11 protein-coding genes are annotated in these 13,197 nt (G+C 72.8%); 8 read left to right on the top strand and 3 right to left on the bottom strand.

Features of this window, described 5'->3' with window-relative positions:
• Window positions 1-107 precede the first annotated feature (107 nt).
• The 4 genes from NLX86_RS08805 to NLX86_RS08790 all read left to right on the top strand — a co-directional run bounded on the left by NLX86_RS08805 (window position 108) and on the right by NLX86_RS08790 (window position 4,587).
• Window positions 108-926, top strand: a complete 819-nt coding sequence (locus NLX86_RS08805) for a LytTR family DNA-binding domain-containing protein (protein WP_254371038.1) — start codon at window positions 108-110, stop codon at window positions 924-926.
• A 345-nt stretch (window positions 927-1,271) separates the two neighbouring features.
• The gene (locus tag NLX86_RS08800; RefSeq protein ID WP_254371037.1) at window positions 1,272-1,652 is read left to right on the top strand and encodes a hypothetical protein; all 381 of its coding nucleotides are present in this window, start codon (window positions 1,272-1,274) and stop codon (window positions 1,650-1,652) included.
• Window positions 1,653-1,657: 5 nt separating this feature from the next.
• The gene (locus NLX86_RS08795) at window positions 1,658-3,388 is read left to right on the top strand and encodes a cation acetate symporter (RefSeq protein WP_254371036.1); all 1,731 of its coding nucleotides are present in this window, start codon (window positions 1,658-1,660) and stop codon (window positions 3,386-3,388) included.
• Window positions 3,385-4,587, top strand: coding sequence for a histidine kinase (locus NLX86_RS08790; RefSeq protein WP_254371035.1), 1,203 nt, complete (start codon window positions 3,385-3,387; stop codon window positions 4,585-4,587). The genes NLX86_RS08795 and NLX86_RS08790 overlap by 4 nt, the downstream gene beginning before the upstream one ends.
• Window positions 4,588-4,593: 6 nt before the next feature.
• Here NLX86_RS08790 and NLX86_RS08785 read toward each other — a convergent pair whose 3' ends face one another.
• Complete coding sequence (locus NLX86_RS08785; RefSeq protein ID WP_254371225.1) at window positions 4,594-5,052, bottom strand: hypothetical protein; 459 nt, start codon at window positions 5,050-5,052, stop codon at window positions 4,594-4,596.
• Between the two features lie 294 nt (window positions 5,053-5,346).
• Between NLX86_RS08785 and NLX86_RS34670 the strand changes: the two genes are divergently transcribed.
• Window positions 5,347-8,658 carry an AAA family ATPase gene (locus NLX86_RS34670; RefSeq protein ID WP_308409562.1) on the top strand — a complete coding sequence of 1,104 codons (3,312 nt, stop codon included), beginning with the start codon at window positions 5,347-5,349 and terminating at the stop codon, window positions 8,656-8,658.
• A 16-nt stretch (window positions 8,659-8,674) separates the two neighbouring features.
• Here NLX86_RS34670 and NLX86_RS08775 read toward each other — a convergent pair whose 3' ends face one another.
• A complete protein-coding gene (locus NLX86_RS08775; protein ID WP_254371033.1) occupies window positions 8,675-9,232 on the bottom strand; it encodes a sigma-70 family RNA polymerase sigma factor in 558 nt (185 codons plus the stop codon).
• Between the two features lie 263 nt (window positions 9,233-9,495).
• Here NLX86_RS08775 and NLX86_RS08770 point away from each other — a divergent pair, with 263 nt between their 5' ends.
• Together NLX86_RS08770 and NLX86_RS08765 are read left to right on the top strand one after the other, a co-directional pair.
• Window positions 9,496-10,725 (top strand): CapA family protein, encoded by a 1,230-nt coding sequence (locus tag NLX86_RS08770; protein WP_254371032.1) that lies wholly within the window; start codon window positions 9,496-9,498, stop codon window positions 10,723-10,725.
• A 103-nt stretch (window positions 10,726-10,828) separates the two neighbouring features.
• A complete protein-coding gene (locus NLX86_RS08765) occupies window positions 10,829-11,725 on the top strand; it encodes a polysaccharide deacetylase family protein (RefSeq protein ID WP_254371031.1) in 897 nt (298 codons plus the stop codon).
• Between the two features lie 4 nt (window positions 11,726-11,729).
• On the opposite strand, the gene NLX86_RS08760 is transcribed toward NLX86_RS08765, so the two are convergent.
• A complete protein-coding gene (locus NLX86_RS08760) occupies window positions 11,730-12,398 on the bottom strand; it encodes a class F sortase (RefSeq protein WP_254371030.1) in 669 nt (222 codons plus the stop codon).
• Window positions 12,399-12,733: 335 nt separating this feature from the next.
• On the opposite strand from NLX86_RS08760, the gene NLX86_RS08755 reads away from it, so the two are divergent.
• Window positions 12,734-13,197: hypothetical protein (locus NLX86_RS08755; RefSeq protein WP_254371029.1), on the top strand; the 464-nt coding region annotated here is incomplete at its 3' end.

Genomic DNA, 13,197 nt, shown 5'->3' with positions numbered 1-13,197 from the left:
CGGAACCGGGCGCCCTTCTGCTCACGGCCGGCGGCAGACGGCCCGGCCGTGGACCGGCCGTGGAGGGGCGGTTCCAGGCCGTCCTGGTCCCGCCTACACTCCGCTGCATGCTGCGAGCACTGGCCGTCGACGACGAGAGACCCGCTCTCGAGGAGCTGCTGTACCTGCTGCGCGCCGATCCGCGGATACGGAGCGTGGAGGGCGCGACCGACGCCACCGAGGCGCTGCGCCGGATCAACCGGGCGCTCGACTCGGGACCGGACGGCGCGGACGCCATCGACGTGGTGTTCCTCGACATCCACATGGCCGGGCTGACCGGTCTCGACGTCGCCCGGCTGCTCGCGGGGTTCGCCCGGCCCCCGCACATCGTCTTCGTCACCGCCCACGAGGGCTTCGCGGTCCAGGCCTTCGACCTCAAGGCGGTCGACTACGTCCTCAAGCCGGTCCGCAGGGAGCGGCTGGCCGAGGCGGTGCGCCGGGTGTGCGACCGGTTCGAGGCGGCGCGTGAGTCCCGTACCCCACCGCTCGTGTCCTTGGCAGGTCTGCCGCCGAGCGGTCCTGCCCACGCCGGTACGAGCCCGGCCGGCAGCAGCGCCGACCAGATTCCGGTCGAACTGGGCGGAGTCACCCGCCTCATCCCGGTCGACGACATCGCGTACGTCGAGGCGCAGGGCGACTACGCCCGGCTCTTCACGGGCGCGGGCAGCCACCTCGTCAGGATTCCGCTCTCCACGCTGGAAGAGCGCTGGGCGTCGCGGGGCTTCGTCCGCATACACCGCCGTCACCTGGTGGCGCTGGGCCGCATCGACGAACTGCGGCTGGACGCCGGGACGACGAGCGTGCGGGTCGGCGAGGCCGAACTCGCCGTCAGCCGCCGCCACGCACGGGAGCTACGTGACCTGCTGATGCGGCACGCCCAGCGCTGATCGCCCACCGACCCCGTTCGGCACCGCGCGCCGGCCGTACGGCCCCGGTCGTGCCCGGCGGGCCCAGCTGAGCCGGGCCGCGCTGAGCCGGGCCTGGCCCGGTTGTGCCCTGGCGGGGCTGGGCCGGGCGGGGCTGGGCTGGGCCGCGCTGGGCTGGGCCCGGTTGTGCCCTCGCGGGGCTGGGCCGGGCTGGGCCCGGTTGTGCTCTGGCAGGGCCGGGCTGGGCTGGGCCGGGCGCATAGCTTGCGCATCGTGGAACCGGGTTCCCGTCTACCCGCGGTAATCGTCGCTGCGTAGACTCCACTGCGCCCCGACAGCCGCCGAGAGATGCCGGAGCGGACGACGATGTCTGCTGAGCAGTCCCCCCGCCGCGAGACCGTTACCGGTGTGCCCCGCAGTGCCCGGCGGCGGCCCCCCGGGCATGCGCCGGCCCGGTCCGAGATCACCGAGCAGACCACGCTGGGCACCACCTACGTACGCTCGCTGATGCGCAGCCAGCTGCGGACGGCTCTGCTCGCCCTCGGCGTGCTGGTGCTGGTCGTCGGCACCCTGCCGCTGCTGTTCGCGCTCGCGCGCGCCTCCGGTGCGCTCGCGTCCCCCACGCCCCTCCTCTGGGGCGTCCTCGGCGTCGCCGTCTACCCCGTGCTGGTGCTGATAGCCCGCTGGTACGTCCGGCGCGCCGAACGCAACGAGCGTGACTTCACCGGTCTCGTCGAAGGACGCTGACGCCGGTGAACCAGGCGTACGCTGTCCCCGCTGTCACCGTCGTAGTGCTGGGGACCGTGGCTCTCGGCGCGCTCGGGCTGCGGATATCCCGTACCACCTCGGACTTCTACGTCGCCTCCCGCAGTGTGAAGCCCGGCCTCAACGCCGCCGCCATCAGCGGCGAGTACCTCTCCGCCGCGTCCTTCCTCGGCGTCGCGGGCCTGGTCCTCCTGCAAGGCCCCGAGATGCTCTGGTACCCGGTCGGGTACACGGCCGGTTATCTCGTCCTTCTGGTGCTGGTCGCCGCCCCGCTGCGCCGGTCCGGCGCGTACACCCTCTCCGACTTCGCCGAGGCGCGGCTCGAGTCGCAGCACGTCCGCCGGCTGGCCAGCCTCTTCGTCGTCGGCATTGGCTGGCTCTATCTGCTGCCCCAGCTCCAGGGCGCGGGGCTGACCCTCGAAATCCTCACCGGCGCGCCCGACTGGGTCGGCGGGCTGGTGGTCGCCCTCGTGGTGACCGGGGCGGTCGCGGCCGGCGGCATGCGCAGCATCACCTTCGTCCAGGCGTTCCAATACTGGCTCAAGCTCACCGCGCTGCTCGTCCCCGCGCTCTTCCTGGTGCTGGCCTGGCTGGGCGACGACGCGCCGCGCGCCCGCTTCGCCGAGCCGGCGACGTTCCGCGAGCACACCGCCGTACGGGTCGACGACACCGTACGGATAGAGATCGCCGAACCGCTGCGGATCACCGTCACCGGCTCCGTCGACGACAAGCCGTACGACGGCGAGCCGCTCGCGCTCGCCCCCGGCACCCACCTCATCGAGGCCGGCACCACGCTCCGCTTCCCCGCCCGCGCTCAGGTGCCGGAGAAGGCCGACCCGGCCGGGGCGGGCGGGTCGAGCTGGTCCCAGCCGCTCTCCAGCAGCCGGGAGGAACACCCGCTGTACGCGACGTACGGGCTGATCCTGGCCACCTTCCTCGGCACCATGGGACTGCCGCACGTGGCCGTCCGCTTCTACACGAGCCCCAACGGCAACGCGGCGCGCCGCACTACGCTCGTCGTCCTCGGCCTGGTCGGAGCCTTCTACCTGCTGCCGCCCGTGTACGGGGCCCTCGGCCGTATCTACGCACCCGAACTCGCCCTCACCGGCGAGGCGGACGCCGCCGTACTCGTGCTGCCGGAGCGGATCATCGGAGGCGTCGGCGGGGACCTGCTCGGCGCGCTGCTGGCCGGCGGCGCGTTCGCCGCCTTCCTCTCCACCGCCTCGGGGCTGACCATGGCGGTCGCCGGCGTACTGACCCAGGACGTCCTGCCGACGCGCGGCGTACGGCACTTCAGGCTCGCGACCGTCTTCGCCATGGGGGTGCCGCTCGCGCTGAGCACGGTGACGACGAACGTGCCGGTGGCCGACGCGGTGGGGCTCGCCTTCGCCGTCTCGGCCTCGTCGTTCTGCCCGCTGCTGGTACTCGGCATCTGGTGGCGCGGGCTCACCCCGCCCGGAGCGGTCGCGGGGCTGATCGTCGGCGGCGGGGCCGCGCTGACCGCCGTGATGGCCACCCGGGCCGGCGTCCCCGGCGGCGGCTGGCCGCACACCCTGCTGGCCTGGCCCGCCGTATGGTCCGTGCCGCTCGGCTTCCTGACCATGGTGCTGGTGTCGCTGGCCACCCGCAGCCGCATCCCGGCCGGTACCGCCGCCACCCTGGCGCGCCTGCACCTCCCGGAAGACCTCGCCCAGCAGACCGGGGGAGCGCCGCGATGAGTGCGACCCTCATCGCGGCGCTGTCCGCCGCCTCGGCTGTGGTCCTCGCCGCGGGCTTCGCGCTCGGCCGACTGACGGCACGGCGCGGCCACAAGGCGGACCTCGACCTCGGCACCCCCGTCGAACGGGCCACCTTCCACACCCTGCACACCGCCTCACTGGCCGCGCCGCCGCTGCGGGCCGGGCTCACCGAGGACACCGCTCGCAAGGCCGCCCGCCGGCTGCGCTCCCTGCTGGGCACGGAGGCGCTCTGCCTCACCGACCGCGAGACCGTGCTCGCCTGGGACGGGCCGGGCGGCGGCCATCACGAGGAACGGGTGATGCCTCGGGTGGCGGAGATGCTGGACTCCGGGCGGAGCCAGAGCGTCCGGACCCACTGCGAGGACCCCGAATGCCCGTTGCGCTGGGCGGTGATCGCGCCGCTGACCGGCGAGGAGGGGGTGCTGGGCGCGCTCGTCGCGTACGGGTCGCGGGAGTCGGCCGTGCTGGTCAGGGCCGCGACCGAGGTGGCCCGCTGGGTCTCCGTACAACTGGAACTCGCGGAGCTCGACGAGTCGCGCACTCGGCTGATCGAGGCCGAGATCCGGGCGCTGCGCGCTCAGATATCACCACATTTCATCTTCAACTCGCTTGCCGCGATCGCCTCGTTCGTCCGCACCGACCCGGAGCGGGCCCGTGAACTCCTCCTGGAGTTCGCCGACTTCACCCGCTACTCGTTCCGCCGGCACGGCGACTTCACCAACCTCGCGGACGAACTCCGCTCCATCGAGCAGTACCTCGCCCTGGCCGGCGCCCGCTTCGGCGACCGGCTGAAGGTCACCCTCCAGGTCGCCCCGGAGGTGCTGCCCGTGATGCTGCCCTTCCTGTGCCTTCAGCCGCTCGTGGAGAACGCGGTCAAGCACGGCCTGGAGGACTCCGTCGACGAGTGCCGCATCACCATCGCGGCCCAGGACGCGGGCGCCGAGGCGATGGTGACCATCGAGGACAACGGAGTCGGCATGGACCCGGCGCTGCTCCGCAGGATCCTGGCGGGGGAGAGCACCGCGTCCGCCGGGATCGGGCTCTCCAACGTCGACGACCGCCTGCGCCAGGTGTACGGGGACGACTACGGCCTGGTCATCGAGACGGGCCCGGGAGCGGGCATGAAGGTCACCGTCCGGATCCCCAAGTACCGCGCGGGGGTGCACTCGCAGAAGTGACGCGCGTCAGAAGAGATGGATCGCCAGGTGGCCCAGGGGCAGTCCCAGCTGCCAGGCCGGCGTCCATACCTGGATGGTCTCGTCCACGGTGAGGTCCGTCTGGTGCCAGGGGTTCGCCGTGTCCAGGTCCGTGGCCAGGAGTTCCGTGCGCTCCAGCCAGCGCCACGTGGACCGGGCGAGTTCGAGGTCCGGGCCGGTGCCGGACCCTTCGCCCCGCTCCTCGTCGATGCGGGCGAAGCGGTCGCGTACCCAGTCCTGCCAGGGGTGGCCGTACGCCGTCAGGGAGAGCCACTCGTCGAGCCGCGATATGACCCGTATGCCGGAGAGTTCGCCCGCGCTGTCCGAGAGGTAGATGGTCAGCGCCAGGGTCTGCCGGCCGGACCGGAACTCCAGCGTGCCGGACGGGATCAGGTTGCCGGTGCGCAGCAGTTCGTCGGCGATGTACTCGGCGTACAACCACGCCATGGGAACCGCCAGTTCGCCCCCGCTGGTGCCGTTCGTGCTCTCGGGCCGCAACCGCTCCACCTTCTCCCGGTCTATCTCGCACGCCGTGCCGTCACCGACGAGCCTTCACTCTCAGACACGCGCGACGGACGGGCTTTACTCAATTTGTCGCTGTGGTTTCGTTTTCTATACGCCACGCGTTCGCGTGGGCCGCGCCTTGAGACCGGGCGCAAGGCCGGGCGTACGTTCCCCGCGCGGCCGAGCCTACCGGCACCACCGGGGTGGACTACCGCGCCGGCGGGCCGATAATGAGCCGTGCGGATCGGCAGGGAGCAAGAGGTGCACACGCTGCGTGAGCTGCTGCGTGCGGCAGCCGCGGGGCGAGGTGGCTCCGTGCTCGTTGAGGGCGAGCCCGGAGTGGGCAAGTCCGACCTGCTCGATGCCCTGCTCGCGGAGGCCGCGAAGCTCGGCGTCCGCGCACAGCACGGAGCGGCCGACGAACTCGGCAGCCGCTTCCCGCTCCGCGCGGTCCTCGACTGCTTGTCCGGCGGCGGCGCCGCGGCGGACACGACCCGTACAGAGATCATGCGGCTCCTGCGCGGCGCCACGGGCGACGCGCGCGCCTTCGAAGCCGTACAGATGGGGGCGATGGACCTGGTCCACGCGCTCATCGGCCGGCTGTGCGCCGAGGAACCGCTCGTACTCGTGCTCGACGACCTGCAGTGGGCCGACGACGCCAGCCTGCTGGTCTGGCATCGGCTGGCCAAGGCGGCGCCCGGCATGCCGCTGCTGCTCGCCGCGGCCTGCCGGCCGGTGCCGGTGCGCCGTGAGCTGACGCGGGTGCGGGCCGGCCTGGCCGAGCGCGGCACCATGTCCGTCCGGCTCGGGTCACTGACACCGCAGGAGACGACCCGGCTGGTCGAGGACGTCGTCGGTGCGCCGCCGGGACCCCGGCTGCGCGGCCGGGCCGCCCTCGCGGGCGGGAACCCGCGCTACCTCCGGGAGTTGATCACCGGACTGGCCGCGGAGGGGCAGATCACCGCCTCCGGCGGACAGGCCGAGCTGCCCCCGGCCGTTGACGCCGGCAACGGCAGTTGCGACGCCCTCGCAGGCCTGGCGGGCCTCGCCGGCCCCGCCGGCCCTGCCAGTCCCGCAGTTCCCTCCGGCCCCGCAGTTTCCCTCGGCCCCGCCGGGCGCCCCGGTCTCGCCGGTGCCTCCGGTCCGTCCGGTCTTGCGGATTCCTCGGGTCTGGCCGGTTCCTCCGGTCTTGTCGATGCCGCCGGTGCCGCCGGTGCCGCCGGACTTGCCGGTTTCCCGGGTCTCGCCGGTGGCTCCGGTTCCTCGGGTCCCTCCGCCGCCGCCGGGCGCCCCGGTTCCTCCGGTCTCCCGGGTGCCGCCGGTCCTCGTGGTCGCTTCGGTCCGGCCGGTCTTGCCGATCCGTCCGGTCGCTTCGGCCCTCCCGGTCTTGCTGGTCCCTCCGGTCTCGCCGGTGCCGCCGGTTCCTCGGGCGCCGACGGGGGCCTTGGGTTCGGCGGGGCCGGGTCGGTTGGGTTTCTGCAGGCCATGCGGGGCATGCTCGGCTTCCTCGGCCCGGACGCGTACGACACGCTGTACCAGGCCTCGTTGCTCGGCACCGAGTTCACCGTTGGCGAGCTCGGCGTCGTCGTAGGCCGTTCTGCACGGGACCTGCTCGGCGCGCTGTCCGAGCCGATCGCCGCCGGGCTGCTGGTCGATGCGGGGGACCGGCTGCGCTTCCGGCACGCCGTGCTCCGCGAGTCCCTGTACGCGGGCTTCCCCGCCTCGGTCCGTTCCGCCCTGCACCTGGACTCCGCACGCGCCCTCGCCGCGTCGGGCGCCGCCCCGGCCACCGTCGCCGGACAACTCCTCGACACCACCGGCCCGTTGGACGGCTGGGCGCTGAGCTGGCTCGTGGCGGCGGCGCAGCAGCTGATCGCCGTGGCTCCCGCCGCGGCCGCCGCCCTCATCGAGCGCGCCATCGGTCAGGGCCGCCCCCACGACTCCGTCCGCCACGTCCTCGAAGAGCGTCTCGCGGAGGCGGCGTTGCTGCTCCGCCGCCCGGAGTCGGTCGGTCTGCTGGCCACATTGCGCGACCGCGACCGCGACCGCGACCTCGATCGCGCCCAGGATCCCGACCGCCGCTCCGCCCTCGACTTCATGCTGGCGTCGGCCCTGATGATCCAGGGCAGCACGTCCGAGGCGCTGGCGGCGACCGAGGACGCGCTGTCCGCGCCCGGGCTCTCCCGCCTGTGGCGGGTCAGGCTCGCGGCGTGCCAGGTGCTCTGCCGGGCGGACTTGGGGCAGGCGGCGCCGGCGTGCCGGGACGCCGAGGCGCTGGTGGCCGAGGCGGCCGGGCTCGCGGACCCGCAAGCCCAGGCGGAGGCGCACCACGCGATGTCGTACGCGCTGACCGTGCTGGGGCGCGGCCGGGACGCCGTCGCCCACGCCGCACAGGGCATCGCCTGCGCGCGCCGGACGCCCGCCGCCACCGACATCGAGCTGCTGCTGCTCGTCAACCACTCCGACGGCCTCGCGGAGCTTGACGATCGAGAGGCCGCGCGGCAGGCCCTGGAGGAGGCGCGCGAACTGGCCGTACGGACCGGGTCGACCGGGCGGCTCGCCGGCATCGAGGCCCGCTCGGCCGAGCTGCACTTCCGCCGGGGGAACTGGGACAGCGCGGTGGACGACCTCGAACGGGCCTCCGCCCGCCAGGTCTCGGACCCGTGGCTGCCCGTCCTGGTGCACGGCACGCAGGCCCTGATCCTCGGCCACCGCGACCAGCGGCCGCAGGCACTCGACCGCCTCAGCCGGCTGGATCCCGGCGTGCTCAGGACGGCGGCGGCCCGGCGCTACTGCGGAAGTCTGCTGCTGGCCCGCTCCCTGGGGGCGGAGCGCGAGGGACGGATCGCGGACGCGCTCGGGGAACTGCTGCCGGTCCTGACCGACGAGTTCGCCGCCGCCATGCTCCACGAGTCCTTCTCGCTGCTGCCGGACGTGGTACGTCTCGCGCTGGAGACGGGTGACACCAGGACCGCCGAGGCCGCGGTGGCGGCCTGCGAGGCGGCAGCGGCGGGCGCACCCGACTTCCCCGGACCCGCGACCGCGGCCGTGCGCTGCCGAGGGCTGTTCGCCCAGGACCCCGAGGTACTGGGACAGGCGGTCGCCCAGTACGCGCGCGGCGCGTGGCCGCTGCTGCTCGGGCAGTCCCTCGAGGACCTCGCGGTGGCGCAGGCGTGGCGGGGCGATCTCGCCGGCTCGCGAGCGAGCCTCGGCCGCGCCGTGGATGTCTATACGGAACTGGGCGCCCGGTGGGACGTCGCCCGGGCGGACGCCCGGCTGCGCCCGCTGGGCGTACGCAGAGGAAGCCGCACCGCGCGGCGCAGGCCCACCACCGGCTGGGACGCGCTCACCCCCACCGAGCTGAAGGTCGCGCTGCTGGTCGCGGAGGGGCGCTCGAATCCCGAGATCGCAACCGAGCTGTTCCTCTCTCCCCGCACCGTGCAGACGCATGTCTCGCACATCCTGAGCAAGCTGGGGATGCGGTCGCGCACCGAGGTGGCCCGGGAGGTGGCCCGGGAGGCCGTCGACCGGCACGCGGGCGGGGGCTGAGCGGCTGCGGTGACCGTCAGCCGACCAGGCCGTATCCGGGGAGTTCCTTCCGCAGGGTGCGCAGCGCGTAGTACGAACGGGACTTGACCGTGCCCGGCGGTATGCGCAGCGCCTCGGACGCCTCGGCCACAGACCGGCCGCGAAAGTAGACCTGTACCAGCACATCGCGGTGTTCGGGACTCAGCGCTCGCACGGCCTCGCGCACATCGAGCGCGGTGACCGACTGCGCCATGTGGTCGTCGGGAGCGGCGGACTGCTCCAGCACATCCGCGCCGATCTCGTTGGGCCGGGCCTGCCGGGCCCGGCGCGCATCGATCGCCAGCCGGCGGCCCACGGTGAACAGCCAGGGGCGCATCGACTCGTGGTCGCTCTCCAGCGCCTCCGGGTGCTGCCAGGCGCGTACCAGGGTCTCCTGTACCAGGTCTTCGGCGCGCTGCCGGTCGCCGTAGGTGAGGCCGAGCAGGAAGCCGAACAGGGCCTTGCCGTGCTCCCGCTGGAGCTCGGCCAGCGCCCGATCGCCGGTGCGCGGCGCCGTCGCGGTCGTACCGGTGTGCTGCTGGAGGGAGGAAGGCACCGTAAACGCTCCTTCGGGAAGTCCGGTTGGCCGTGGACCGCGGCTGCGGCGGTGATCACAGACTGGCCCGGCATTCCGGCGGAGATATCCGCCAGTCGGCGTATACGCGGCAGCGCAGCGCCCAGCGGCCGAGCGGACCGTCCGGCGGGTGCGGTGAGCGGTCGAACGGTAAGGCGAACGGCGCTCTGGACGGCTGCTTGACATGCCGTCGGCTTCCCTATGGATTGAAATGCCCGATAATCCTATGTATGGAGGCCGGGTTGATGAAGAAGCGAACACGCCTGGCAGCGATGGCCCTGTCCGTCCTCCTGCTCGGATCGACGGCCGGGTGTGCGGGCTCGTCCCCGGCCCCCGCCCGGCTCGGCGGCTCCGAGGGCCCGGAAGCGCCCTCCGCCACCGAGGGTTCCCGGGCCGGCCCCGAACCCTCCGCTGCCACGCGCTCCGCGCCGGCCGGCGGCTTCACCCTCGTCGCCGGCGGAGACGTCCTCCCGCACGCCTCGGTCATACGCCAGGCCAAGGCGGACGCGGGAGGCGAGGGGTACGACTTCAAGCCGATGCTCGCCGGCGTCAGGCCCGTCGTGGCCCAGGCGGACCTGGCCATCTGCCACATGGAGACGGTGTACGGCGAGGCGGGCGGACCCTTTACCGGCTACCCGGACTTCAAGTCCCCGCCGCAGATCGCCGAAGCGCTCGCGGCCACCGGTTACGACTCCTGCTCCACCGCCTCCAACCACACACTGGACGACGGCGCGGCCGGCCTCGGCCGGACCCTGGACACGCTCGACCGGGCAGGGATCAAACACGCCGGCTCCGCCCGCACCGCCGCCGAGGCCGGGCGGCCCGCCTGGCTGACGGCGGGCTCCGCCAAGGTCGCCCAACTGGCTTACACCTACGGTACGAACGGCTACCCGATGCCCGAGGGACAGCCCTGGGCGGTCAGTCTGATCGACGAGGAGAAGATCGTCGCCGACGCCAGGGCGGCCCGCCGGGAGGGCGCCGACGTCGTGGTGGTGAGCCTGCACTGGGGCACCGAGTGGCAGACGGCCCCTGACGAACTGCAACTGACCCTCGGCAGAAGCCTCACCGCCTCGCAGACCGGCGGCCGCTGCGACATCGACCTGATCCTCGGCACGCACGCCCATGTCCCGCAGGCGTACGAGAAGGTCAACGGCACCTGGATCGTCTACGGCATGGGAGACCAGATAGCCGGGCCGATGATCAATTACGAGAACAGGGCCGACCCCCGGGGCAACCAGGGCTCAATCGGCCGCTTCACGTTCGCGCCGCCGGCCGGGCGTGGCGAGCGCTGGCAGGTGCGGAAGGCGGAGTTCATCCCGCAGTGGATGGACGTAACGGCGGGGCGCGTGGTCAATCTGCCCGAGGTGCTGAGCCGCAGCCCCGGCCGCGACGACTACGAGAAGGCTCAGCAGGCCATACGCCAGGCGGTGCTGAGCCGGGGCGCGGCCGGCCAAGGACTGACGATGGGCCGCTGAGTGCGATGCCCCGTCGGGTGTCCGCTCGTCCTATCGGGTGCTTTCGCTGTGTCGGCCGGTGTGGGTCGGGCAGGTGGGCTGCCCACCATGCAAGCCATTAATCATGAAAAACGATGAACCGCCTATTGAGCGCCGAGCGCTGCTGCGCGCGGCCGTCTGCCTCGGCGCCATCTGGGCCGCCGGAGCCCTGATCAGGGAACAGACCGGCGGCCCGCCGGGACCAGACGCCCCCGGCGCGCCCCCCGCCGCCGGTCCCGGCGTGGGGCCCGGTGTGGGTACGGGTGTCGGGTCCGGCGCGGGGGTGCGGGTGAGTCGTCCGCTCGGGCCCGCCTCGTACCGGCTCCGGCCCATGGCCGCCCACGCACCGCAACGGTACCGGCCGGGACTGCCGCCCGTGCGGCGCAAGCCGATCCTGCGGCTGCCCCCGCACGACCGCAGCATGGTGCTGACCTTCGACGACGGACCCGACCCGCGCTACACCCCCGCCATCCTGCGCACCCTGCGCCGTCACGAGGTCCGGGCGATGTTCTTCGTCTGCGGCGAGATGGCCGTAGACAACCGGGACCTGCTGCGCGAGATGGCCGACGACGGGCACGTGGTCGGCAATCACTCCTGGTCGCACCCGCTCCTCACCCGGCTCCGACGGCGGATGATCGCCGCCGAACTGGGCCGCACCAGCGACCTGGTGGCGCGTACGACCGGAATGCCGCCCGTCTGGTTCCGGGCACCGTACGGGGCCTGGAACCGGTGGACGTTCGAAATCGGCGCCGAACTCGGCATGGAGCCGCTCGCCTGGACCGTGGACACCCTGGACTGGACCGAGCCGGGCACCGGGACCATCGTCAGGCGAGTACGGGAAGGCGCGGGCCCGGGGGTGGTGGTCCTGTCGCACGACGCGGGCGGTGACCGCTCGCAAAGCGTCCGTGCGCTGCGCAGATATCTGCCGGAGCTGCTGGACGCGGGCTACGGCGTCACCCTCCCCGTCCTGCCGGCACGCTGAGCCGTCAGCGGGTCGCGATCATCCGGGCGAAGACCACGACATTCCCGTCGTAGCCGCCCGCCTTCGAGTAACCGCCGCCGCAGGTGATCACCCGGAGTTCCGGGTGCCCGTTGTCGCCGTAGACGAGAGCGCCGGGGAAGCCGTTCTTGCTGAACACCTCGACGCCGTACACCTCGAAGATCGCGACCCGCCCGTCGTACCGGGTGACCTCGACCTGGTGGCCCTTCCGGAGTGTCCCGAGTTTGTAGAACACCGCGGGGCCCGAGTCGTTGTCGACATGGCCGACGATAACCGCCGTGCCCTGCTGCCCCGGCGCGATGCCGTTCAAGTACCAGCCGGCGAGATTGGAGTCCCCGGGCGGCGGTGCCTCGATCCACCCCTGGCTGTCCAGACCCACCGTCATCACGGGTGCGTCGACATTGATGGTGGGAATCCGTACCCCCTGGACCGAGGAGTGCATCAGGGGGTCGAGACCCTCGGGGGGCGTCGGCGCAGCCGCGGAGAGGGAGTCGGGTCGGCCGTCAACTGCGGCGGCCGCGGCGGGTTGCGGCGGCCCCATGGGCACATCCGCGCCGTTTCGCATCATGGCGAGGCCGGTGAGCATGACCAAAGCCAGGACACCCCAGGGGGAGCGGCGCCTCCTGGACTCCGTGCCGGTCTCGTCCTCGGTCATGGCTCTCCCTTCCCGACGCGGTCCGTCCCCGCGTTCACTGCGCCAGTACGCACGCTAAGCGCGCGCGAGGAGGGCGGCGAGGAGGGAAGGGCGAACGGGTGGCGGCTCCGGATCCGGGTGCATCCATCCGAGTATTGATCCGATAAGCGGGCTGACGGTCCGTGACCTGCGCGTCAGCCGGTTCCGGGCGACTCCGCTCCGGCGTGTCGCCTCACCGGGGCGGACCAGTGCCGAAATGCGCCGATTGCCTACTCCGGTGAGTGTTCGTCGTGGGAGGCGTTCTCGTCGAATATCCCAGGGCACCGCCCCGGGGCGTTTCCCTGATGGAGGTTCACATGCGTGCTTCACGCGCTCTCTCGCTGATCGCCGCCTGCGCCGCGGTCGCGCTCTCCGCCCCGGTGGCGACAGCCACCAACGTCCCCAACGGCGGGGCGCCGAGCGGCGGAAACGGCGGACCGCGCAACGTCACGGTCAACCCACGGCAGGTCCACCAGGGCGGCATCTTGCAGGTCAGTGCCAGCGGCTGCGACCGCGGTGGCACCGTGACATCCAATGACGGCACGTTTCCGCGTGCCGAGCTGTCGGCGGGCTCGGTCGGATTCGCCAGGGTCCGGATCAACGATCACGCGTCGCCGGGGCGGCACACGCTGTCCGTCAGGTGCGATGGCGACAACCGGGGCGGTAACGGCAACGGTGACAACCGGGGCGACAACAACCGGGGTGGTAACGGCAACGGTGACAACCGGGGCGACAACAACCGGGGTGGTAACGGCAACGGTGACAACCGGGGCGACAACGT

Source organism: Streptomyces sp. A3M-1-3 (genome assembly GCF_024213665.1).
GTDB lineage: Bacteria > Actinomycetota > Actinomycetes > Streptomycetales > Streptomycetaceae > Streptomyces.
Note: the sequence above shows the minus strand (reverse complement) of the source record. Positions and strands in the feature narration are given on the sequence as shown.

Excerpts from the sequence above, each read along its gene's own strand:
- NLX86_RS08770 (WP_254371032.1), top strand. The coding sequence starts at position 9,496 with ATGAAGAAGCGAACACGCCTGGCAGCGATGGCCCTGTCCGTCCTCCTG.
- NLX86_RS08765 (WP_254371031.1), top strand. The coding sequence starts at position 10,829 with ATGAAAAACGATGAACCGCCTATTGAGCGCCGAGCGCTGCTGCGCGCG.
- NLX86_RS08800 (WP_254371037.1), top strand. The coding sequence starts at position 1,272 with ATGTCTGCTGAGCAGTCCCCCCGCCGCGAGACCGTTACCGGTGTGCCC.
- NLX86_RS08790 (WP_254371035.1), top strand. The coding sequence starts at position 3,385 with ATGAGTGCGACCCTCATCGCGGCGCTGTCCGCCGCCTCGGCTGTGGTC.
- NLX86_RS08805 (WP_254371038.1), top strand. The coding sequence starts at position 108 with ATGCTGCGAGCACTGGCCGTCGACGACGAGAGACCCGCTCTCGAGGAG.
- NLX86_RS08760 (WP_254371030.1), bottom strand. The coding sequence starts at position 12,398 with ATGACCGAGGACGAGACCGGCACGGAGTCCAGGAGGCGCCGCTCCCCC.
- NLX86_RS08785 (WP_254371225.1), bottom strand. The coding sequence starts at position 5,052 with ATGGCGTGGTTGTACGCCGAGTACATCGCCGACGAACTGCTGCGCACC.